Source organism: Psychrobacter sp. DD43, assembly GCF_904846555.1.
In the GTDB taxonomy this organism is placed as follows: Bacteria; Pseudomonadota; Gammaproteobacteria; order Pseudomonadales; family Moraxellaceae; genus Psychrobacter; species Psychrobacter cryohalolentis.
Genome location: NZ_CAJHBE010000025.1, coordinates 1 through 22225, shown reverse-complemented (window position 1 = coordinate 22225; position 22225 = coordinate 1). Strand labels below are relative to the sequence as shown.

Below are 22225 nucleotides of genomic sequence, written 5' to 3'. Positions count from 1 at the left end.
TATTTCCTTTTTTGAGTGTTTTAATCCAACATATTTGATTGATTAAAGCATATTTTTACGCCAGCTCATCTAAGCGTATGCGTACTACTTTATCAGTAATGGTGTCTAACTTCTCGATTTTTTCGATGGCAAGATTCATCTGACTCTCAACCACTGGCAGCGTTAAAATAATCACTGGCACTTGCCCGAGCTTATGCGCCGGTTTTTGTAAAATAGCATCGATATTGATACCGGCATCACTCAAGATACGGGTAATATCTGCCAATACTCCAGGACTGTCATAGGCATGTACACGTAAATAATATCCGGTAATCATTTGTTCAGCACGCAATATCGGCGTATCTGACAATTTTTCAGGGATAAAGGCTAAGTGCGGTACATGATGACCATTGCTGTTTTGTTGGTCAGCATCTTTACATCCTAATACACGCACTAAATCCATCACATCTGCCATCACTGCAGAAGCCGTTGCGCCTGCACCCGCGCCGTCACCGCAATATAACGTCTGACCGAGAGGGTGAGAGTTCACCAGTACGGCATTCTTTACGCCATTAACATTAGCAAGTAGGGCGTTCTGTGGAATCAGCGTTGGGTGTACACGCAGCTCAATACCGGCGCTGTCGTCCCCGCTGCCATTTCCTGCACGGCGAACTGCAAAGCCCAAGTGCTTAATACGATAGCCAAGCTCTTCAGCGTAATTGACATCCTGCAAAGTAATACCGGTAATACCTTCACAGTAGACTTTGTCAAACTGCAATGGAATACCAAAGGCGATAGAGGCAAGTAGCGCCAGCTTGTGTGCCGCATCGATACCTTCAACGTCAAAAGTAGGGTCGGCTTCAGCATAACCAAGTGCTTGCGCCTCGCTCAATACATCGGAAAAAGGGCGACCTTTATCGCGCATCTCTGTCATGATAAAGTTGCCCGTACCATTAATGATACCCGCTAGCCAATCAATTTTATTGGCAGCTAAACCTTCACGCATGACCTTAATAATTGGAATACCACCTGCTACAGCTGCTTCATAGGCGACATGAACATTATGCTGCTCAGCAAAAGCAAAAATCTCATTGCCATGCTCAGCCAATAACGCTTTATTGGCGGTCACCACATGCTTGCCATTTTTGATAGCGTGCATAATAACGTCTTTTGCAAGGGTCGTACCGCCAATCAATTCGATAACAATATCGACATTGTCACTGGCAGCGGTTGCCATCAAATCACTGTTTTGCATAATATTGGGATTAATGTCATCACGCTGACGACGAATACCAACTTCGGTAATCACAATGTCGCGTCCGCTACGACGTTTTAGTTCATCTAAATTATCATTGATTAGATTGACCACGCCCGTTCCGACGGTGCCTAAACCAAGTATCGCTAGTTTGATGGATTTGCTCACAGGATCCTCAAGAGATTAAATAGTGGGATAAAAAACGCTGCTATGAAAGATCTTGAAACTACAAGAATCACTAACATAAATAAGCGCTTATATAGAAATTATATGGCTAAGTTTGCCTAGCGCTTTATCCTATCATACCGATAAGCAGTTGTGACGTCTACACAATGTCGCCACCGTCATACATATCACAAATACTTAAATCATATAACCGTTTTTAGTTAGCACCAACTGCTTCTGCCAATTGAGCTGCAGGTAGATAGCCGCCTACTTGCTGTCCTGCTTCAGTAAAGATAGCGGGCGTACCTCGCACACCAAGTTTTGCCCCTAATGCCATCTGTTCTTGTACAGGATTGGCACAGCTAGGCGCTTGCACATCGGCGCCAGCTTTCCCCTGATTCATTGCCGCCTTACGATCTTGACTACACCAAATAGCTTCCATTTTTGGCACTGATTCTTGGCTACGTGGCCATGCCAAATAACGTACCTCGATGCCACGTGTATTAATATCATCCATCTCTTCATGCAATTTACGGCAATAACCACAATCTGCATCTGTAAAGGCGTAAACCACAGCTTTAGTCGCGCCTTTTGCTGGATAAATAACCATGTCTTTTTTGTCGACTGCTTTTAACGCTTCTTGGGCAGTACTGGCCAACAACGCGGCACTAATATCTACAGGCGCTTCTGCACCAACCGCGATGATTTGCCCTTGAATAATATGCTTGCCCGCCTTATCCGTAAAAAAAGAAGGCAATCCTTCAGCTGTCACCCAATAAATACCAGTCATATCGGTTGGTACAGCTGAGAGAATAGTCTCTTCAATGCCAGAAGCCTTTAAATTGGCTTGCAAAGACTTTACTACTTTAGCATCGCTGTCCTTAGAAACCGCAGCAGTACTCGTTTTGGCTTTGCTGCTATTGACAAGATCTGTATTGCTGGTCGCATCTGCTGCATTATTAGAGCAGCCAGCTGCAACGATAACCAGCAAGGCAGCACTCATAACACGAGTAAGAGGACTGCGAGAAAATGTATCACGGTTGAGATTGGTTTTAGAAAAAGGCGCTAAGAACATAGGATGTTTCCTTTAGGCAGTCATGCCTAATCAAGATTTTGATAGCAAAAGGTAATGAAGATTTTTTGGAATTTTGATCTAACATATTTTGATCTAACATGATGACTAGATCGAGCCATAAGAGGTAATAAATTTTTACAGTTTATTGATAACAAAAGATAACTAATAATCAGCCTCATATTAGCATATTTTTATAAATAACAGCGAAAGCCTGTATAACGGTCTTATTAAATACACAATTTGTAGCTATTCGTTAAGAAAATATAAATAAAATACATTTGTGCTATTTCATATCATTTTATGTCTAGGTAGGCTACTGCTTATAACTGTGTTTTGTGACTGACCATATTTTATGACAGAGTCATCTGTTATTTGAAAATTTACTTATTGAAGCAATTTAGCTTAAGGAGCAACTATGGCAGGTGCCAGTTTATTAACCTTACTTGATGATATCAGCGTGATATTGGATGATGTCTCAGTCATGACTAAACTTGCTGCTAAAAAAACAGCAGGGGTACTGGGTGATGATTTAGCGCTTAACGCTGAGCAGGTCTCAGGCGTCAAAGCAAACCGTGAGCTTCCCGTTGTTTGGGCGGTTGCCAAAGGCTCATTTATTAATAAGCTTATCTTGGTGCCAGCGGCGTTACTTATCAGCGCTATTTACCCGCCATTAATTACGTTTTTATTGATGTGTGGTGGGTTGTTTTTGGTGTATGAAGGTGCCGAAAAAGTCATCCACCGCTTTTGGCCACATGCTTTACCGCATGATGAAGAGCAAGAAGCTCGTCGCAAAGCCAATGCTGATGAAAAGGTAGATTTGGTTGCTTTTGAAAAAGAGAAAATCAAAGGAGCAATACGTACCGATTTTATTTTATCAGCAGAAATTATTGTGATTGCACTGGGTGCTACTGCTAGCGCAACTTTGCTAGAGCGCAGTTTGGTACTGTCTATTTTAGCGATTAGTATTACCGTTGGTATTTATGGTCTGGTTGCTGGTATTGTCAAGATTGATGATGTTGGTTTACATATGATGGAAAAAGAAGGCGCATTTACCCAAAAGGTCGGTAAGGTTTTATTTGCCGCAGCGCCCAAATTAATGAAATTTCTATCTATCGCTGGTACCTTGGCGATGTTCTTAGTCGGTGGTGGTATCTTAGTGCATGGCATTAATTTCTTATATCATGGTGTTGAGGATATTGCCCATTTGACCGGTATTTTTGAAAGTTTCACTACCGCATTATTGAATGGTGTTATTGGCTTTATTATTGGCGCGATCATCGTTGCACTCTTGACGGTTGTTGGTAAAATACGCAACAAGGATGAATCTGCTGCTCATTAATAGCTTTGGTTATTAATCGACAATATTAAATAAGCTCTTATATTCAATCAAATAGAAAATAAAAAAAGCCCCAAAGTTGCTGACAACTTTGGGGCTTTTGCTTTTTAGACAGGGTAACTTACGATTAGCTCTCTCTATCTGAGTTATCTGAATCATCTGACTCAAGTTTTTCAGCTTGCGTCGGCTTTTTATGGTCAGCTTTTGGCTTACGGGCACGAGCCTTTGGTACTTTAGGCGTTGTTAAGTTGAACATGCCTTTTTGTGGTAGTAATTGCTCTGCCACATTTTCAATCATGTTTTTATAACTGGCTATGGTCGTTTTTGACTTGGCTGCTTGACTGTCGTCTTTCAGAGAAGGCGCTACTATTGATTCAGCATCTTGTACGGTCTCACTTTGCTCGACAGTAACGTTTGCAACCTCAGCAGCGTCGATGTCGGTCATTTTGATTTCAGGTACATCATTTTCGACACTTTTGATACTTTCGATATCAGTGCTTTCGATATGAGCTTGCACTGCATCTACTTCTGCTAATGTTTGCTCAGTATCTAATAACTGCTTGCTTTGATCACTGACAGCATCTGTTTGAGCTTGATTGACCAGAGCACCGGCTTCTACTTCATGCGCATCAATATCGATGCCCGTTTGAACGGGCTCGTTATTTGCCGCATCAGTAACCGCCAATACCGCTGATTCTTTATAATCAGGATGCTGACCACGTGGATCGTTGCTAGCACGTTTACTGATAGCACGGGGTTCTACTGAGGTTTTACCTTGGGACGCTGCAAACTGACTGACGGCTTTTGTCATTGACTCAAAACGTGCAATGTAGTCCGCTGCTAAAGGCTGATAGCCGTAGTTACTAAAGTCAAAGTCGCTATGAGCAACTGGTTTAATAGCCACTTGCTTGTCAGCGCTGTCTTTAACTAGCGTCTGCTCTAGATGCTTAGCGATAGCAGCATTAAAGCAGCTGATGACACCGTCTGTCGCTAAGCGATTTTCTGCCTCTGCTAAGGTTGCACGGATAAATTCACCAACCGTACCACGAATGGTAGGCGCGCGTTCACTAACTTGCACATCTTGCTCATTTGCGTGAGACGCTTTAGCAAATGATGCTTGCACCTGTTGAAGACGTACGACGCGTGGGTCATTACTGGCTTGACCAAACTTATTTGCCGCAACGTAGCGTTCAGCAAATAAAGAATCACGGCTAAGCTCAAGTACTGCCTGACTGCTACTATCCTCGGCAGCAACTTCGTTAGAATCCACGACCACATTTTCTTCGGCAGTATCTTCAGCAACATGAGCCTTCTGAGTGGTTTCGATTGGCGCTGCCTTTTCTACTTGTACCGCTACCACTTCTTGAGTTGATGCAGTATTCTCGGCTTCACTGTCTATGCTAATTTTTGTATTAGCTCGTTCATCTACAGCAGGTTTGTGGCTACTAATTTTATCGCCGCTTTTATCGTCTTCTTTCGAAGTAGGTTGATCCGCTTTGTTGGGATTAGCGCTTTTTTCTACTTGATCGATCTGAGTAGTATTGACTTGTGCAGAGACTTTTTCGGAAGTTTCAGCTTGGACGCTACTTTGTTGTGTGTTATCAGATGCAACGCTGCTGGTATCAATCGTTTTAGCAGTTTGTTGAGCTGGTTTGTTATCGACTGACTTTTGCTTATCCGCACGCTGCTCATTATTATTCTCTGAACGCTCTTTTTCAGCATCAGTATCACTTTCAATTACTGCTTGCTTGTGAGTCGCTTGGCGTGATGCAGACTTGCTATCATCTAATGACAAATGTACCACTTCTGGTGATTTGAGCTCACTAGCAGCTTCATTCACCTGTAATACTACTTCATTAGGGTCTTGGTTGCGACGCGCATTAGAATGGTGTTTGTTGCTGTTAGCATTTTTAGAGGCTTGCTGATTGTTTTGCTTAGAGTCAGCTGCCGTTAAAGTTTCACCGCGCTCAAGCTTGCCACGTGATCCACGTTGACTGTTCGATTTGCGCTTAGTACGAGTTTGCTCTTCTACTACATTATCAGAGCTGTCAGAACGACTGCTGTCGCTGACACTGGTTGCATTAACACTGGTCGGATTAGCGTTGTCTTCATTTGTATTACGATTATTGTCTTGGCGATTGTTGCGATTACGATCGTTATGACGTCTATTATCCTGCTGACGTTTATCTTGATTGTTAGCTTTGTCATCAGTGCTAGCGCTGCTGTCAGTCGTATTGCTAGTGGCGCTATTCTCAGTTTCATCTGCCTGCTCTTTTCTTTGACGCGGCTTAGATGGTCTTGATTTGCGTGGTTTACGTCTTCTTCTTTCTTCAGCGTCGCTGCTATCATCAGTACTACTCTCAGCAGAACGTGTCAATTGACGATTTTGCTCATCACTACTTTGCTGATTAGTTGCTGGCTGAGGCGTTGCAGTATTTTGACTATTGTCATTGTTCGCTAAAGCCGTATTATCCACTTGGCCAAACGAGCCTAGACTTTGTGCTCCGGTATTAACCAATGCTTCAATAGCTTCAGCAGCATCTCGACTACTAACACTTGATGTGGTTTGAGCTTGCGGTGCTTGCGCAAATAAATTAGACAACCAAGCAACTGCTTGCGGCTGTGCAGCGGCAATAGCAGTAGGTTGTGGTGCTACTGGCGCTGATGGGGTCACAATGTTTTGAGAGCTCTGAGGGTTTTGAGCGCTTGGAGTCTCTTGAGCCTGTGACGCACGTGCTGATGTCACATTGCTACTATTGTTATTACTGCGATGTTCATTGCTATGACTGGTGCTATTCTGTTGCTGCTGCGTAGGCGTACTTTGCTGGGCGTTAGGACGAGCCTGCGCTTGATCGCTGCTATTTTTATCCGCAGCTTGACGAGGCTGTCGAGTTGGCTGCTGCTCAGGGCGCTCTTTTTCAGCCGTTTGCCAGTCAACGTTGTAGCCAAGCTCGCTATGTTCTTGCAGCTGAGTATCGGTGATACGCTCGTAGCTTGATGGAGCAAAGCCATCGCGATTAAAGTGAAGTTTAAAGTTTGGCGATTCTAAATGCGCATGCGGCAAAATAGTGATACGCGTACCACTGTCTTGCTCAAGATAGACCAAGCTGTCGCGTTTCTCATTCAGCAAAAACGCTGCGATATCAGTCGGTACTTCTGCTTGAACTTCACCTTGACGCTCTTTTAGCGCGATTTGCTCGATCTGACGCATGATAGATAATGACAATGAACGCAGGTCACGAATCATGCCATTACCATGACAGCGTGGGCAGATATAACCAGTTGATTCTTCTAATGACGGACGCAGGCGCTGACGGCTCATTTCCATCAAACCAAACTTGGAAATATCACCAAACTGAACGCGGGCACGGTCATATTTAGTGGCATCAATCAGACGTTTTTCAACTTCTTTTTGATGCTTGTTATCATTCATATCAATGAAATCAATGACAATCAAACCGCCCATATCGCGAAGGCGCAATTGACGGGCAATCTCATCGGCGGCTTCTAGATTGGTATGGTAAGCGGTTTCAGCAACGTCTGAACCTTTAGTAGACTTAGCAGAGTTGATATCGATAGATACCAATGCTTCTGTCTGATCGATAACAATTGAGCCACCTGATGGTAGGCGAACTTCACGCTGATAGGCGGTTTCAATCTGTTTTTCAATATTAAAGCGCGAAAACATCGGCTCATAATCGGTATATTTGCGTAGTTTTTCAGCCTGTTTTGGCATCACAGCATCGATAAATCCCGCCGCTTCAATATAAGCATTTTCGTTATCAATCCAAATCTCAGAGATGTCATCACGTAGATAGTCACGGACAGCACGCGTAACGACGCCCGCTTCTTGATGCACTAGGCGCGGTGATGGATATTTTTGGTTTTGTTCTTGAATGGCTTGCCAGATGTTTAGCAAATGATTTAAATCGTGCTGCAAGTCTTCTTGGGTTTTACCAATACCAGCAGTACGTATGATGACACTCATGCCTTTTGGCAGATCTAAGCTGCCAAGCATACGTTTCATATCTTCACGCAGCTTGCCTGAGATTTGACGCGAGATGCCACCGCCGCGAGGATTGTTTGGCATTAATACCAGATAACGACCAGCCAATGACACATAAGTTGAAAGGGCAGCGCCTTTATTGCCGCGCTCTTCTTTTTCAACTTGGACGATGAGCTCGTCACCTTCTTTGATCAGCTTTTTGATGTTCTCATCACGTGGATTTCCGCTTAAATATTCGGCAGAGATTTCACGAATCGGCAAGAAGCCTTGACGCTGTGAGCCATATTCGACAAATACCGCTTCAAGCGAGGGCTCGACACGGGTCACATGACCTTTATAGATATTAGATTTTTTTTGTTCGCGGGTACGGTTTTCGAGATCGAAATCGTATAGATGATTGCCTTTACAGAGGGCAACACGAATCTCTTCGTTTTGGGTGGCGTTGATTAAAATGCGTTTCATAATAGTATCCTATGAGTACGCATAATAACGAAAAGACAGGCTTTAGGGTAAAGTGGCAAGTACTTGCTAATAACAAAATCAGCATAAACAGATATAAATTAACGAAAGAACATAAAGCATGGCATTAATAAAGCGCAGAAACGCGTTTCGAAAGCTTAACTTTGGACCAGTGATAGTAACTTCAATATAGAAGGTATAGGGTGTAAGTCTATATCTTAATATAAGCAGGCTTGTTATAGCGATTAATGCATAAGCAGGTTAGTGATCGTTTATTATCAGTATTTTGAACCATATTGGTGGTCAGCGCACTTTGTCATTTCGTCATAGTGGCGGATGGTTACTGATATATAAAGGTATTACTGATACCAAAAAAGCATCGTGCTGTCACATAATCAATCAAGGTCTAGCAATCATATCGCTGTTGACTGTATAAATTACAATTCAGCGGTTATCCGTCCAGATTAAGCAATTAGTCATTCTTTATTTATCGTTCTTTTGGATATAACGTTAATAATATCTTGGGCGTCTCAAAGCGAGTTCTTGCTGCGTTAGTCATCAGCGGGGCGTACTTGGCAAACAGAATAAATGACCGGCTTATCGGCACGGTGTCTCATGTCTATTCTACTTATCGTCCTCTGTTTGACCACCAATACTCAGGCAGTTATCGAGGTTTACAGGGTAATACTCGATTGCACTCTCAACGACCCATACTTGCTCAACTGCACGCGGCTAAAGGACTGTTAGATAATAAATCATCAAATCAAGTCGTTATCATGCGGGTAGTGAGTAAAGGGTGTATGGTTGGTTATCGCTTAATAAAAGGCTAATGCCATATTTATAAAGTCGATACTATCTATTGTCATAATATCCTGTAAGAAATGCTTCATAAGAATAAATAGTTTTTACTAAAAAATAATTTTTTACTGATAAATATCAGTCATGTTCTTTCAATTTATTAGGTATTATAAAGTATATCTGTTGCTATAACACCCTTAAAATCAGATGAAGCGCCGAGCTTGCATAGGTTGTATGAGTCAGCCGATTATATTGACAAGTGATTAGCCAGTCATAAAATCGATATTTTCCACCTAAAACAACAATCAATTAGCAATGAATTATTGTCTCAGCCTCTGCTTAATTGGCGCTCAACATGTTAAACTATAGCAAATCTTTATGTAATTGCCTAACTAAAAATGACGAACTCAAAAATGACAAACGACGAACCTATCCACGAAGCGCCAGCTATCTTTAATAGCAAAACGCGCCCACAAAGTGCTGACGATGAGATTAGCAACTTCGGCAAGGTCAATTACCTTGAAGTCACGCGTCATCAGCACGACCAGCGCTTGGATAACTTTTTGCTTAATCGCTTAAAAGGTTTGCCAAAACCGCATATCTATAAAATGATTCGCTCAGATGAGATTCGCGTCAATAACAAGCGCTGCAAGGCTCATGACAGAGTGCAGCGTGAAGATGTGGTACGTATTGCGCCAGTGGTACTTGCCACTCGTGAAAAACCTATCATCAGCACCGAATTTGCCAAAAGCTTATTGGCGCGTGTGGTCTATGAAGATGAAGGTTTGATCGTGCTTAATAAACCATCAGGTATTGCGGTTCATGGCGGTAGTGGTCTTGCCTTTGGTGTCATTGAAGCCATGCGTGAAGTCACAGGCAAGAAGTATTTAGAGCTGGTGCATCGTATCGATAAAGATACTTCAGGTTTATTGATGATCTCTAAAAAACGCTCTGCACTTAAAGTATTGCAGCAGCACCTGGTCGACAAAACCATTCAAAAGCATTACTTATGTATTGCGAAAGGTCAGCCTACACTTAACGAACAACGTATCGATGCGTCATTGTTGCGTTATACACTGGCAAGCGGTGAGCGCCGTGTTAAGGTAGATACACAAGACCCGCAAACCAAAGAGAGTCAGACTGATATCGTCGTTCATGGTCGTTTTATGATTGCTGAGCAGCCCGTTAGCTTGATTGAAGCCAAGCCGCTCACCGGACGTACCCATCAAATTCGTGTGCATTTGGCTCATATCGGTCATGCTATCTTAGGGGATGATAAGTACCATGTACATGATAAATCTGGCGTGCATCGTCTGTGCTTACATGCGTGGCGCTTAGATATACCTGGTTATGAGACTATCACTGCGCCTTTACCAGAAGAGATGCTCGACTGGATGACAGAAGAGATTAAAGCCAATTTGCCTAAATAATCGGCTGCTTAAACAATCTTTGATTAGATGCTATGTTAAGCATCAGCTTTAAACGTCACGATAGCTTATGAAACATAAGTCGCCGTGACGTTTTGCTATCTGCCATTTATTATGATTATTCATGAAGGTCTATTTATGAGCCAAACTACTACAATGATTCCTGCTCAGAGTTCTCAGTCAGCCAACCCGCATCATTTAGCCGATAAGACCTTAATCATATTTGATTGGGACGGTACGCTAATGGATTCGATTGGCTTGATTGTTGAAGCTATGCATATAGCAGGTGAGGCACATGGCTTCAAGACAACCGATAAGGCCGTCAAAGATATTATCGGGTTAAGTTTAATGAAGGGCATTGAGCTTTTATATCCGTATTCAAGCGATGAGCAAAAACTGCTAATTCAACAAAGTTACGCAGATTATTATATTGCTAACAGCCAGCGTACACCGTTCTTTGCGCCGATAGAAAATATGCTACAAACCTTGCAGCAGCAAAATCGTCAGCTTGCAGTTGCGACAGGTAAAAAACGTAAGGGTCTAGATCGTGTTTTGGACGCTTCAGATAGCCATCATTATTTTGTTATGACGCGCTGTGCGGATGAAGCAGGCTCCAAACCTGACCCACAAATGCTGACGGATATTTTGCAATATACCGAACAGCAAATCTCTGATGCCGTATTTATCGGTGATAGCATTTATGATATTCAAATGGCAAACAGTCTGGGCATGACCAGTATTGCAGTTAATTATGGTACCGCCAGCAGCGACGAGCTTGCCGCACAGCAGCCTACATATCAGGTGGACACGCCACAAGCGTTGGCACAATTATTATGCGCTTAAATATAAATCGGTGTAAATGGTAATCTGCTTAAATGGTAAAAAATGATAACAAAAAAGGGTTTATCGATAATAACGATAAACCCTTTTTCATTGAAGGATATGGGATTTATTTGCTGTCTTGTTGAGAGCTGTCTTTTTGAAGCGCATCCTGTTCGATTGCGTCTTCTAGCTCATCACCTTCTAGCAACGCAAAAGAGGACTCGATAATTTTGTCTGCATCAAGCTGATACTCATACCAGTTGCCCATAACGCCTGCTAATTCATCTAGCCCTTCTTTTCTTAAGGCTGAAAATAGCTGAATACTACAGTTCAGACCCAGTTCTTTCAGTCTTTTACGCGTATTAAGCAATGCATTTTTAGAGGCACCATACTTTAGCTTATCTGCTTTCGTTAACAAGATATGAACGGGCAGCTCACCATCTTTTGCCCAACGTAGCATTTGCTCATCAAAGAACTTCAATGGATGACGGATATCGCTCATCAGAACCAGACCTGCAAGGCTTGAGCGCGATACCAAATACTCTTCTAGCTCAACCTGCCATTCTTTTTTCATCTCAAGCGGTACAGCGGCATAGCCATAACCTGGCAAATCCACCAAACGTCTATCAGCATCACCAACATTAAAAAAGTTAATCATCTGCGTACGACCAGGCGTTTTAGATGAGCGTGCCAATTGGCGCTGGTTGGTAAGCGCATTGATAGCAGAAGACTTACCAGCGTTTGAGCGACCAGCAAATGCCACCTCTAAGCCTATATCTGCAGGACACAGGCGAAAGGTTGGTGCTGACATCATAAATTCAGTTTGCTGAATACGCTGACGGGCTTTGGTATTAAAAGCCGCATGCTTGGCGGCGACATCGTTGAACGGGGTACTCATAAATGACTCATTACGGTTAAAATTTAGATACTTAAATTTAGATAAAATAGTAAAAGATTTTGCCATTGCTCGGTCAATAGCACAGCATCTTTGGCTACTAATAACCAACTATCAACCTTTCATAAAATAAGGGCTTTAAATTACTGACTATTCTATACTATTAATGCGCTTAGTTATTGAAATAACGGTTATTAGCCGCATATTAATTACAGTAGAGATGTAATTAATAGGCGGCTAATAACTCATTTCTCCATTCATTATCCAAGCGTATTAACAAAGTTAAACTATATTCATATATATTAATTTGACATATATTGTTACAATCTCTATCAGAATAGGTTTATTCACAGATGTTAAGGCACAGAAGCAATGAAGCAAACGTCTGGACGAATGAGCCAATGGAGGTGTCTTATGTTATCGATGACCATGATTTTTGCCAAAGGCAATCGCTTTTTAGCCAGCAGTGTTAGCGCGCTTATCATTAGTGCAGCCATGATAACTGGTGCAGGGGCGGCTAGTACTGCAACGACTTATAATGAGTCCTGCGCTGCGTGTCATGACAGCGGTGCCTTGAATGCGATTAAAAAAGGCGATAGTGCCAAGTGGCAGCAGCTAATAAAACAAAAAGGCATGCCTGCACTTATTAGTTCGGTTAAAAATGGTATGATTCAGATGCCAGCTGGTGGGTTGTGCGAAGATTGTAGCAATGATGACTATCGTAAGCTGATTGAGTATATGAGCAAATAATTAGCCAAACATCTATTAAATCTTTATTAGCTATTTGCTAAGACATATAAATAAGGCGCAAGGGTCTAGAACCTTTTGCGCTTTTTGCCCTTTATAAACCAGAGATTGAGTTAGTGAAGGGGAAAACTACCCAATGCTACGATTAAGTAGGCAAATAGTAAAAAGTCTTGCTATAATAATCCAAAATAAACCCTGATATTAGTAAGTACTTTCGTGCTGCTTGTGATAAAGACGATAGAATATACGGCTTAGCAACTAAATAATGGCTTTGTGAATATAATGCGTCTACATAATGCAATCACTCTAAACAATGCTTACATCGAGTTAGTAGGATTTGTATCAATGAAAAAGTTAATCGCTGCCGCCAGCTTATGTGTTGCAAGTTTCAGCGTACAAGCTGCTATCACTGTTCCTGAATATGATCTTAATGCCGGCAAACAAATTGCAGAAACTGTCTGTGCTGCTTGTCATGGTGTTGATGGTGTGAGCCCTGTGCCCGCCCAGCCCAATCTTGGTGGTCAAAATGTTAAGTATTTATATAAGCAATTGATCAATTTTAAAGCAGGCTACCGCAAAAACGGTATCATGCAGTCGCAAGTGGCGAATTTGTCGCAGCAAGATTTAGCTAACGTTGCAGGTTATTACTCAAGCCAGAAACCTTGGGGTGTGGCGTTCGGTAATCCTGCAACCACGCAAGAAGCCAGCAAGTTATTTTTAGGTGGTGATAAGTCACGCGGTGTCATCGGTTGTGCGGGCTGTCATGGTCCAGACGCAGCGGGTAACGTATGGGCAGCATTTCCACGTTTAGGTGGACAGCATGCTGAATATATTGCCACCCAGTTAAAGCTTTTCCGTGCCGCTGGTCGTGTAGATGATATCGATAGCGACGAGCAAAAGCGTGTCAATGATGCTGCAAAAGAAGGCGAGATGGGCATGATGCAGACCGTTGCTTCTAAACTGTCAGATCGTGATATCCGTATCTTGTCAGATTATGTGAGTGCTATTCACTAATATCAGATAAAGTCGGTTTGCTTTATTCACATTATCGATAAGAGCGCTGCTTGTATCCGTTTTAACTGAGTTATTAAACCCCGATTTCGGGGTTTTTTTATAACTGTCAGTCCTTATATAATGGCATATTAGTAGTACTTTACTTTATAAAAATAAATCGCCTATATATCAATTTGACGATTAAAAGCTTAAAAGCTATTTATGCTTAACTAATATTACTCAATGTTACTCACCTTGAATCGCTTGGATATAAATTATGATGATTCGCTATGCTTCTTATTTTATTGCAGCGCTGCTCCCATTATTGCTTTTTCGCTGGTTTGCACCGGCGTCAATAGGAGAGATTGATTTTTGGCTGTTGTGGCTATTGGCTATGGTGCTGGTCTCGCTACCGGTCATTTATGCTGAGATAGCATTGGCTTATCGTAGTGCTGAAGCACCTTTGGCGGGTATGCAAAAGCTCACTCGAGAGGCAGATGCCAGCGCCTTGTGGCGTGGCTTTGGTTGGCTTGCTGCCCTCGTAGCCATAATCATTGCAGCACTTGTGATATCAGGTGCTAGCACGGGTATATTGACTGCACTTACAGACTTAAATAGCACACCTGAAGTGCCAAGCTTTGCGGTTGCCGCAGGCTTGATGGTCATTGCCGCATTGTTAAGCTTGTTGGGTGTGACACCCTTACCAATTGGTTTGGGATTAATGCTTATTGGATTGATATTTGGGGTAGCAAACGGTTTGCCAAATATTACCTTTGCGATGACCAATATCAGCTTAGGAGAATGGGCACGAGCAGTTGCACTAGCACTTGTCAGTGTTGGCGCAGGTACAGGCTTATATTGGTTTGGTCAAAACCGTATCACTAAGCAAGCGGTAACAGCGGTGGGCGTAGACAATCACTATGCTCAAAATCCCTCTCGTGCTCAGGCGTCAAGCGAATATCGAGCAACCAAGCTGGTGCTACCGATTTGGATATTACAATTATTGGTAGGGATGGTGGCTTTATTTATCAGTGGTATGACGCTACCACCAATCGGACAGCTACTGTATTGGGCAGGGGTGATTTTTGTCGCCAGTTACTTGCTACATTATAGTACGCAGCAGCTCGCACATAAGTTTGGACTGCTAGTCAGTTTGATCATAACGGCTGTCATAGCGATAGTGTTGGTCGTTGCCATACCGACTATTTGGCTGGTAGGTATACTGGTTATTATCAGTACGATAGCCGTATTGTTATTGTCAGTTTTTACAGGATGGCAGATGAAAATCAGTCACTTGCGTAAGTCTTTAAACTTTGGCAATGAAGCTTTTTATAATTTATGGCGTGTGGCGATACGTTTGATTGTGCCCGTAGCACTCTTATTAGCCTTGATAGGTTGGGTGATGCAGTGGTTAAGCTAACAGCTGATGAGATTCAGGTTAATAAACTGGATAGTGCTCAACAAGACAACGTTCAGCAAGGCACTGTTCCACAATCTATTATGATAACGGTATACTTAGCCTATGCTGAAGATGCACAGAGTCAGCATTATCTAACCTTGTCAGTAGCTGATGACACAACCTTATATGCAGCATTGAAGCAAGCTGGTTGGTTGATACAGTTTGAAGGACTAGCAAAATGGTGCGATGAGGTGATTGATGTGGCAGTGCCGACAGCCAAACGTTGGCACGTTGGCATCTATGCGCAAAAACAGCCACTTAACTATCAATTGCAGCCTTTTGATCGGATAGAGGTATATAGAAGCTTAAGCGCTGATCCTATGTCTCAGCGCAAAAGTAAATCTCGAGTTTGAGGATTAAAGCTCACTATCGAAGCGATTATTTAGGTAGAGACTCTAAACCCTGAATGCGAGTCACTATGCCATTATTATCAAAGTATACTTTTAGATGCTGACTGGCGTTTTTAACGTCAGCGATACCTTTACGTTGACCTTCAGTCCCTGATTGATAGTCATAAATATAGTCCCAACGGTTCGGCTCTAGGGTATCTCTAATGGCTGGACTACCAAGAAGATAAAGTACCTGATTTTGATTCATACCCACTTGTAATTTTTGCGCTTGGGTTTGAGTAATAGGCGTTCCTTGTGGCAAATCAATCTTATAAACACTCAGTAACGAGCAGCCAGACATGGTAACAGCGGCGCCCAATATGCTGGTAATGACAATCTTGCGTAATGCGCTTGAAGAATGAAACGGACGTAAATTTAGGGTCTTTATCATGGTAAGATGACTCATAAAAAATGGGTTAGGTACGGCTAAGCACAGTAGATACTGGTCTTACCGACAATCTTGGATAAATGATACGTCATTTACTTGCAATTGCCTACCACTTACGACATTATTTACCAAATGTGCGCTGGCATCATTTATTATTAATATTTTAAATTCATATACTTATAATCATTTTTTTTAGAAAAAATGTACTGGAAATACATTTGATAGTGACTGATTTTGTATGAGGATAATTTTTTGCAATTACCCATTCATCACTACTAATGATTATTTACCTTATGTTTTTTGAACTTATTTGCTAAGACTTTCATAGTCAGAAGGGATATTATGGCTTCTTTTACCAATCAAGACTTACGTAGAGCGGGTCTAAAAGTAACGTTACCGCGTATCAAAATTCTAGAGCTGCTTGAGAGTGCAAAGCTGCATCATATGAGCGCAGAAGAGGTTTACAAGGCGCTAATTGAGCAAGGCGAAGATGTGGGTTTAGCGACTGTTTATCGCGTGCTGACTCAGTTTGAGCAGGCAGGTATTGTCGAGCGTCATAACTTTGAAAACAATTTATCCGTGTTTGAGATTACTCAAGAAGAGCATCACGACCATCTGGTTTGTGATAATTGCGGTAAGATTGTCGAATTTCATAATGAAGTGATTGAAGAAGAACAGCTTAAAGTAGCAGCAGAGCATGGCTTTAAGTTATCAGGTCACTCATTGGTACTATATGGTATCTGTGATGACCAAGCCTGTAAGGACAGCGTCAAGTAAGCATTAACTTATCGATGAGATAAAATTAAAAAAGCCCTTATATATGATGAGGGCTTTTTTATAACGGTTTCTTAGGCATAAAAAATAATAACTATGGTTAAAAATACATCATTAAGTAATATCTAACGATAAACTGTCCGCGCCTTCATCCAAGTTTGCCACGCCATTTTTGCTGCTGAGTTTGATTTTTAAGCGCAGATCATTAGGCGAGTCTGCATGAAGAATCGCTTCTTTATAAGTAATCTCACCGTTTTCATATAGATCAAACAGTGCTTGGTCAAATGTCTGCATACCGCTATCACGTGAGCGTGTCATGACATCTTTGATTTCGTGCACCTCACCTTTGCGGATATAGTCGCTGATCAGCTGTGAGTTTAGCAAGATTTCGATAGCAGCCCGGCGTCCTTTGCCGTCAGGCGTTGGAATCAACTGCTGGGCGATAATGGCTTGTAAGTTAAGCGATAAATCCATAAACAACTGATTATGGCGACTGGTCTCAAAAAAGTGAATAATGCGATCAATTGCTTGGTTAGCATTATTGGCGTGCAACGTTGCAAATACCAAATGCCCCGTTTCAGCATATTGAATCGCGTAACTCATGACTTCACGATTGCGAATCTCACCGATCAAAATCACATCTGGCGCTTGGCGCAAGGTGTTTTTTAGACCGGCTTCAAAAGAGTGGGTATCGATACCGACTTCGCGCTGGGTAATAATACAGCCACGATGCTTATGGACAAACTCGATAGGATCTTCTATGGTAATAATATGACCATGCGAGTTTTGATTGCGGTGTCCTATCATTGCCGCAAGGGTAGTTGATTTACCCGTACCGGTTGCACCTACTAATAAAATAATACCACGCTTTTTCATTGCCAGCTCTTTTAGGGAGGGTGGCAGGCGTAGCTCCTCGACAGTAGGGATATTATTTTCGATTTTCCGTAAAATCATCCCTGCCATATCACGTTGTATAAAGGCACTAACCCTAAAACGTGCTTGCTGCGCCTGATCAGTAATCGCAAACTGGCACTCGTTGGTCTCATCAAACTCTTTTTGCTGATTGACTGTCATGACGCCTTTAACCAGCCTCATAGTCTGCTCAGCAGTTAAAGGCGTTTTACCAACCGGCAGTATTTTGCCATTGATTTTCATGGAAGGGGCGACATCAGCAGTGATAAAAAGGTCAGAGCCGTTTTTGTTAATCATCAATTGTAAAAGTTTATCAATGTCCATAACGTACCTATATGTGCAAGAAAATGTGCAATAAATAGAGTGAAACCTGTTTCAATAAACTTTTTTGCGAAAAATGACAGTGAATTTAAAGGATGATTGCTCAAAAATCTGCAATTAGTACTATATTCGTTTAGAAAAAATTACTGATATCATTTACATTATAAAAATGCTTCAGGCTGTTTAGCGTAAGGTCGTGCAACGTCTTTACTAATTGTGCCTCTCGCTACAAGATTTTTAAGAGTTTGATCAAGAGTAATCATGCCATCACCAGCACCAGTTTGGATAGAAGAGTACATTTGAGCGATTTTATTTTCTCGTATTAAGTTACGAATAGCGGGCGTACCTAACATAATCTCATGGGCGGCAATTCGCCCGCCTGTTTGACGACGTAACAATGTTTGCGAGATAACCGCTTGTAGTGACTCTGATAGCATCGCTCGAATCATGTCTTTTTCAGCAGCAGGGAAGACGTCAATAACACGGTCAATGGTTTTGGCAGCGGAACTGGTGTGCAAAGTGCCGAAAACTAAGTGACCGGTTTCAGCGGCAGTGAGCGCTAAGCGTATGGTCTCAAGATCTCGTAGCTCACCAACCAGAATAACGTCCGGATCTTCACGTAACGCTGAGCGCAATGCTGGCTCGAACCCCAAGGTATCGCGATGGACTTCACGCTGGTTAATCAAACTCTTTTTGGACTCATGAACAAATTCAATTGGGTCTTCGATGGTCAAGATATGCTCTTTACGGGTTTCATTGATATAATCAATCATGGCAGCTAGCGTAGTCGACTTACCTGAGCCGGTTGGACCAGTGACCAATACCACGCCACGTTTAAAGTCTGAAACACGTTTAAACACTTCGCCCATACCTAGATCTTCCATCGTTAGAACTTTTGAGGGAATCGTACGAAAGACGGCGCCTGCACCGCGATTTTGATTAAATGCGTTTACCCGAAAACGGGCTAGATTTGGAATCTCAAAAGAAAAATCCGTTTCAAAAAACTCTTCAAAGTCGGCACGTTGTCTATCATTCATGATGTCATAAATGAGCTGATGAACTACCTTATGACTCATATCTGGCATATTAATCCGAGTCATCTCACCATCAACTCGAATCATCGCAGGCATACCGGCTGAAATATGTAAATCTGAAGCCTTATGCTTGACAGTAAAACGCAGCAAGTCTTCAATGCTTAAATTTTGTTCAGCCATAATCGGATATTCCTATTAATAAATAAAGTGTGCCAAAATCAACATAGAAAGCAGGCGATAAGCAAGGTTCTATGACATTGTTTGAGCCAACCTCATTTAAATAGGTTAGGCGTCACTATAATTGTTACTATTGCTAGAGCTTTTAGTAGCATATGTTAAACCATGTAACAATATCATAACAAGACTGTACTGATTTAACCATCTACTAACTGCATAAAATGCAAAAATAGACTGACTGATTTTTCGCATAGTAATAAAGCATCGATACAATCAGCTCTCTTTTATTTCGAACTCAATATATCAACAAGAGTTTTTATGAATATGTCTTCTCAGCAAGTAATTAAAAATGTCGCAATCAATCTTAGCAATAATGATGAAGCAGAAGTTCAACATCTAACTGAGAACTGGCAGCAGGTAAAGACGCAAGTGGTACAGGCATGCGAACAAACGTTGCGAGCGCCGAGCAGTGTAACTTTGCTTGCGGTGTCCAAAACCAAATCTGCTGAGATGGTGGCAACATTGGCGCGTCAAGGTCAGCATGATTTTGGTGAAAACTATCTACAAGAAGCGATTGAAAAAATAGAGTTGCTACGTGAGCAAGTAGGATGTAAGCATATTGTCTGGCACTATATTGGAAGCATCCAGCGTAATAAAACCCGTGATATTGCTGAGCATTTTGATTGGGTACAAACGCTTGAGCGTGACATTATTGCCAAGCGTCTTAACGACCAACGTCCTGCTGAGCTGCCACCTTTAAACATTTTGATCCAAATTAATATTGATAATGAAGACAGTAAGTCGGGATGTCTGCCAGAGCAGCTTCCAGAATTGTTAACAGCAATTAAAAATTATGAGCGTTTGCAATTGCGCGGGTTGATGATTATTCCTGCTAAGGCAAACACAGATGCTTTCAAGCGCACCAAACAACTATTTGACGACATTAAGCGTACCCATCCTGAGCTTAGTCAATGGGATACGCTGAGTATGGGTATGAGTGATGATATGACTGATGCGATTGCTAGTGGCACGACCATGGTGCGTGTTGGTACTGCGATATTTGGTGCGCGTGCTTGATGTAATAGTGAATTCAGTATTAAAACGATACAGTAGGACTGGGATGAATTTTATGCAGCCTCTGTCAGCGTAGTCACAGCACGCTAGAAAAATTTATACCAGTACTGCGTTGGAATATAACGTATCTGTTTTATTTGGAATTGACTATAGTACGCACGCTTGAGGATAAAAATTATTATAAAGCCAACCCTGACAGTACTCATAAATTACATTACGTATTAAATCACATCTTCAAATTTTGTCACCAGTAGCTGAGTTATTTTAAGATTGTCAGTAGCGATAATCTCAAAACGATAATTGGCATACTCGACACAGTCTGTCTTTTTAGGAATTTTACGCAGCATATACATCATAAAACCGCTAATGGTTTCGTAATTTTGGCTATGTGGTAAATTGACCATGCCCAATGAGCGAATCACATCTTCAATGGGCGTCATGCCATCAATTAGCCAAGAGTTATCTGTACGCTGGACAATCGGTTGCTCCTCTAAGGTGACTAACTCGCCCATCACGATGCTCATTACGTCTTTAAGTGTGATCACCCCAACCACTAATGCATACTCATTCACAATGACGGCAAAATCTGCACCCGTTGATTTAAATGTTTCCAATACTTCAAACAACGATAATGTATCGGGAATAAACAGAGCAGGTTTTAGCAACGCTTTGTCTGTTAAACACACTTCTTGCTGCTCAAGTACTGAGGCTAGAAAGCTGCGCGACTCTACATAACCGATGATATGTTCTAAGTCATCGTCATTACAGACCAAGAATTTATTATGCGGCTGCTTAATCATCACAGCAACCACTTCTTCGGTGCTGGCTTTAGTATCAAAATAGACAATATGCTCGCGCGGATTCATGACTGAGGTTACGGTTCGCTCTTGCATCTCAAAGATATTTTCGATCAAGTGATGCTCTTGACGCTTAATGACGCCGGCTTCCGCACCTGCATCCATCACCGCATAAATATCCTCTGACGTCATTTCATCTTGGCGTACGGTTGACACGCCTATGAGTTTAAATAGTAAATTTGCCGCCCCATCAAACACCCAAATAATCGGCTTAAAGATAAAAATGAAGAATATCATCGGGCGTACCATCTTGACCGCGATAGGTTCAGCGTTGGACATAGCCAAGCGCTTGGGCATCAAGTCTGCAAACAACACAAACACACTGGTGACTAAGATAAATGACACCACGGACGCGGCAGTCTCATTGCCAAAAAGCTGCTGTAAATATGGACTAATGGCTGACTCGCCAATGACCCCTGCTAAGATAGCCACCGCGTTGAGCGCCACTTGTACCACGGTAATAAAGCTGCCGGGTTGCTCTTGCATATTGAGTACATCGAGTGCTCGTACTTCGCCTTCCTTGGCCATGACTTGTAACTTGATTTTACGGGCGGAGGCAAGCGCCAGCTCCGAACTAGAAACGATAGCGCTTAGCGCAATTAATATAAAAATAAACACACCAGCGGTTAGCAAGCTCATGACATACTCGGATAGAAATAGGTAAGGTAGATAGATTTACAGTAATGATTGAAAGATAATAATTGGTAGGTTTTGAGGTGAAAGACATTTAGTTATTAGCGTTTAATTAGGCACAAAAACTAAAAAAGCTGGGCAAGCACCCAGCTAATTATAAAACAATTTTATTAGGGGCTGTCCTAGATAACTAGTTCAGTTCCTGTTTAACCCATTGTTTTAGCTGATGTAATTGACGTTTTGGATCACT

General features: G+C 42.0%; 18 protein-coding genes. 10 read left to right on the top strand and 8 right to left on the bottom strand.

What is annotated here, in order from left to right; translation table 11 throughout:
* Positions 1–55: 55 nt before the first annotated feature.
* Entirely contained in the window at positions 56–1402 is a 1347-nt protein-coding gene (locus JMX89_RS11825; protein ID WP_201551632.1) for a homoserine dehydrogenase, read from the bottom strand.
* A gap of 214 nt (positions 1403–1616) precedes the next feature.
* Entirely contained in the window at positions 1617–2474 is an 858-nt protein-coding gene (locus JMX89_RS11820; protein ID WP_201532326.1) for a DsbC family protein, read from the bottom strand.
* A 415-nt stretch (positions 2475–2889) separates the two neighbouring features.
* Between JMX89_RS11820 and JMX89_RS11815 the strand changes: the two genes are divergently transcribed.
* On the top strand, positions 2890–3813 hold the full coding sequence (locus JMX89_RS11815) for a DUF808 domain-containing protein (RefSeq protein WP_201532327.1): 924 nt from the start codon (positions 2890–2892) through the stop codon (positions 3811–3813).
* 124 nt (positions 3814–3937) lie between these two features.
* On the opposite strand, the gene JMX89_RS11810 is transcribed toward JMX89_RS11815, so the two are convergent.
* Positions 3938–8278: an Rne/Rng family ribonuclease gene (locus tag JMX89_RS11810; RefSeq protein ID WP_201532328.1), complete on the bottom strand. Its 4341-nt coding sequence runs from the start codon at positions 8276–8278 to the stop codon at positions 3938–3940.
* Between the two features lie 569 nt (positions 8279–8847).
* Between JMX89_RS11810 and JMX89_RS11805 the strand changes: the two genes are divergently transcribed.
* The 3 genes from JMX89_RS11805 to JMX89_RS11795 all read left to right on the top strand — a co-directional run bounded on the left by JMX89_RS11805 (position 8848) and on the right by JMX89_RS11795 (position 11343).
* Positions 8848–9105: a hypothetical protein gene (locus JMX89_RS11805; protein ID WP_144061740.1), complete on the top strand. Its 258-nt coding sequence runs from the start codon at positions 8848–8850 to the stop codon at positions 9103–9105.
* A gap of 381 nt (positions 9106–9486) precedes the next feature.
* The gene (locus JMX89_RS11800) at positions 9487–10503 is read left to right on the top strand and encodes an RluA family pseudouridine synthase (protein ID WP_201532329.1); all 1017 of its coding nucleotides are present in this window, start codon (positions 9487–9489) and stop codon (positions 10501–10503) included.
* Positions 10504–10638: 135 nt separating this feature from the next.
* Positions 10639–11343 (top strand): HAD family hydrolase, encoded by a 705-nt coding sequence (locus JMX89_RS11795; RefSeq protein WP_201532330.1) that lies wholly within the window; start codon positions 10639–10641, stop codon positions 11341–11343.
* A gap of 106 nt (positions 11344–11449) precedes the next feature.
* Here the strand turns inward: JMX89_RS11795 and yihA are convergent, their stop codons facing one another.
* Positions 11450–12220 carry a ribosome biogenesis GTP-binding protein YihA/YsxC gene (gene yihA / locus JMX89_RS11790; protein ID WP_011512657.1) on the bottom strand — a complete coding sequence of 257 codons (771 nt, stop codon included), beginning with the start codon at positions 12218–12220 and terminating at the stop codon, positions 11450–11452.
* A gap of 411 nt (positions 12221–12631) precedes the next feature.
* Here yihA and JMX89_RS11785 point away from each other — a divergent pair, with 411 nt between their 5' ends.
* The 4 genes from JMX89_RS11785 to JMX89_RS11770 all read left to right on the top strand — a co-directional run bounded on the left by JMX89_RS11785 (position 12632) and on the right by JMX89_RS11770 (position 15769).
* Positions 12632–12967: a c-type cytochrome gene (locus JMX89_RS11785; protein WP_011512658.1), complete on the top strand. Its 336-nt coding sequence runs from the start codon at positions 12632–12634 to the stop codon at positions 12965–12967.
* 342 nt (positions 12968–13309) lie between these two features.
* On the top strand, positions 13310–13978 hold the full coding sequence (locus JMX89_RS11780; protein ID WP_201532331.1) for a c-type cytochrome: 669 nt from the start codon (positions 13310–13312) through the stop codon (positions 13976–13978).
* Between the two features lie 256 nt (positions 13979–14234).
* Positions 14235–15377, top strand: coding sequence for a hypothetical protein (locus JMX89_RS11775; RefSeq protein WP_201532332.1), 1143 nt, complete (start codon positions 14235–14237; stop codon positions 15375–15377).
* The gene (locus JMX89_RS11770) at positions 15365–15769 is read left to right on the top strand and encodes an RnfH family protein (RefSeq protein ID WP_201532333.1); all 405 of its coding nucleotides are present in this window, start codon (positions 15365–15367) and stop codon (positions 15767–15769) included. The genes JMX89_RS11775 and JMX89_RS11770 overlap by 13 nt, the downstream gene beginning before the upstream one ends.
* Before the next feature lie 25 nt (positions 15770–15794).
* Here the strand turns inward: JMX89_RS11770 and JMX89_RS11765 are convergent, their stop codons facing one another.
* Positions 15795–16211: an outer membrane protein assembly factor BamE gene (locus tag JMX89_RS11765; protein ID WP_201532334.1), complete on the bottom strand. Its 417-nt coding sequence runs from the start codon at positions 16209–16211 to the stop codon at positions 15795–15797.
* 324 nt (positions 16212–16535) lie between these two features.
* Here JMX89_RS11765 and fur point away from each other — a divergent pair, with 324 nt between their 5' ends.
* Positions 16536–16970 (top strand): ferric iron uptake transcriptional regulator, encoded by a 435-nt coding sequence (gene fur, locus JMX89_RS11760; protein ID WP_011512663.1) that lies wholly within the window; start codon positions 16536–16538, stop codon positions 16968–16970.
* A 111-nt stretch (positions 16971–17081) separates the two neighbouring features.
* Here the strand turns inward: fur and JMX89_RS11755 are convergent, their stop codons facing one another.
* Complete coding sequence (locus JMX89_RS11755; protein WP_133103813.1) at positions 17082–18203, bottom strand: PilT/PilU family type 4a pilus ATPase; 1122 nt, start codon at positions 18201–18203, stop codon at positions 17082–17084.
* Positions 18204–18361: 158 nt separating this feature from the next.
* Entirely contained in the window at positions 18362–19414 is a 1053-nt protein-coding gene (locus JMX89_RS11750) for a type IV pilus twitching motility protein PilT (protein ID WP_011512665.1), read from the bottom strand.
* Between the two features lie 315 nt (positions 19415–19729).
* On the opposite strand from JMX89_RS11750, the gene JMX89_RS11745 reads away from it, so the two are divergent.
* Positions 19730–20488 carry a YggS family pyridoxal phosphate-dependent enzyme gene (locus JMX89_RS11745; RefSeq protein ID WP_227673089.1) on the top strand — a complete coding sequence of 253 codons (759 nt, stop codon included), beginning with the start codon at positions 19730–19732 and terminating at the stop codon, positions 20486–20488.
* A 218-nt stretch (positions 20489–20706) separates the two neighbouring features.
* Here the strand turns inward: JMX89_RS11745 and JMX89_RS11740 are convergent, their stop codons facing one another.
* Positions 20707–21981 (bottom strand): hemolysin family protein, encoded by a 1275-nt coding sequence (locus tag JMX89_RS11740; protein WP_201532335.1) that lies wholly within the window; start codon positions 21979–21981, stop codon positions 20707–20709.
* Positions 21982–22225: the final 244 nt, after the last annotated feature.

Coding starts and splice junctions, on each gene's coding strand:
- JMX89_RS11765 (WP_201532334.1), bottom strand. CDS start 16,211: ATGAGTCATCTTACCATGATAAAGACCCTAAATTTACGTCCGTTTCAT.
- JMX89_RS11815 (WP_201532327.1), top strand. CDS start 2,890: ATGGCAGGTGCCAGTTTATTAACCTTACTTGATGATATCAGCGTGATA.
- JMX89_RS11755 (WP_133103813.1), bottom strand. CDS start 18,203: ATGGACATTGATAAACTTTTACAATTGATGATTAACAAAAACGGCTCT.
- JMX89_RS11745 (WP_227673089.1), top strand. CDS start 19,730: ATGAATATGTCTTCTCAGCAAGTAATTAAAAATGTCGCAATCAATCTT.
- fur (WP_011512663.1), top strand. CDS start 16,536: ATGGCTTCTTTTACCAATCAAGACTTACGTAGAGCGGGTCTAAAAGTA.
- JMX89_RS11750 (WP_011512665.1), bottom strand. CDS start 19,414: ATGGCTGAACAAAATTTAAGCATTGAAGACTTGCTGCGTTTTACTGTC.
- JMX89_RS11775 (WP_201532332.1), top strand. CDS start 14,235: ATGATGATTCGCTATGCTTCTTATTTTATTGCAGCGCTGCTCCCATTA.
- JMX89_RS11800 (WP_201532329.1), top strand. CDS start 9,487: ATGACAAACGACGAACCTATCCACGAAGCGCCAGCTATCTTTAATAGC.
- JMX89_RS11740 (WP_201532335.1), bottom strand. CDS start 21,981: ATGAGCTTGCTAACCGCTGGTGTGTTTATTTTTATATTAATTGCGCTA.
- JMX89_RS11780 (WP_201532331.1), top strand. CDS start 13,310: ATGAAAAAGTTAATCGCTGCCGCCAGCTTATGTGTTGCAAGTTTCAGC.
- JMX89_RS11795 (WP_201532330.1), top strand. CDS start 10,639: ATGAGCCAAACTACTACAATGATTCCTGCTCAGAGTTCTCAGTCAGCC.
- JMX89_RS11820 (WP_201532326.1), bottom strand. CDS start 2,474: ATGTTCTTAGCGCCTTTTTCTAAAACCAATCTCAACCGTGATACATTT.
- JMX89_RS11810 (WP_201532328.1), bottom strand. CDS start 8,278: ATGAAACGCATTTTAATCAACGCCACCCAAAACGAAGAGATTCGTGTT.
- JMX89_RS11785 (WP_011512658.1), top strand. CDS start 12,632: ATGTTATCGATGACCATGATTTTTGCCAAAGGCAATCGCTTTTTAGCC.
- yihA (WP_011512657.1), bottom strand. CDS start 12,220: ATGAGTACCCCGTTCAACGATGTCGCCGCCAAGCATGCGGCTTTTAAT.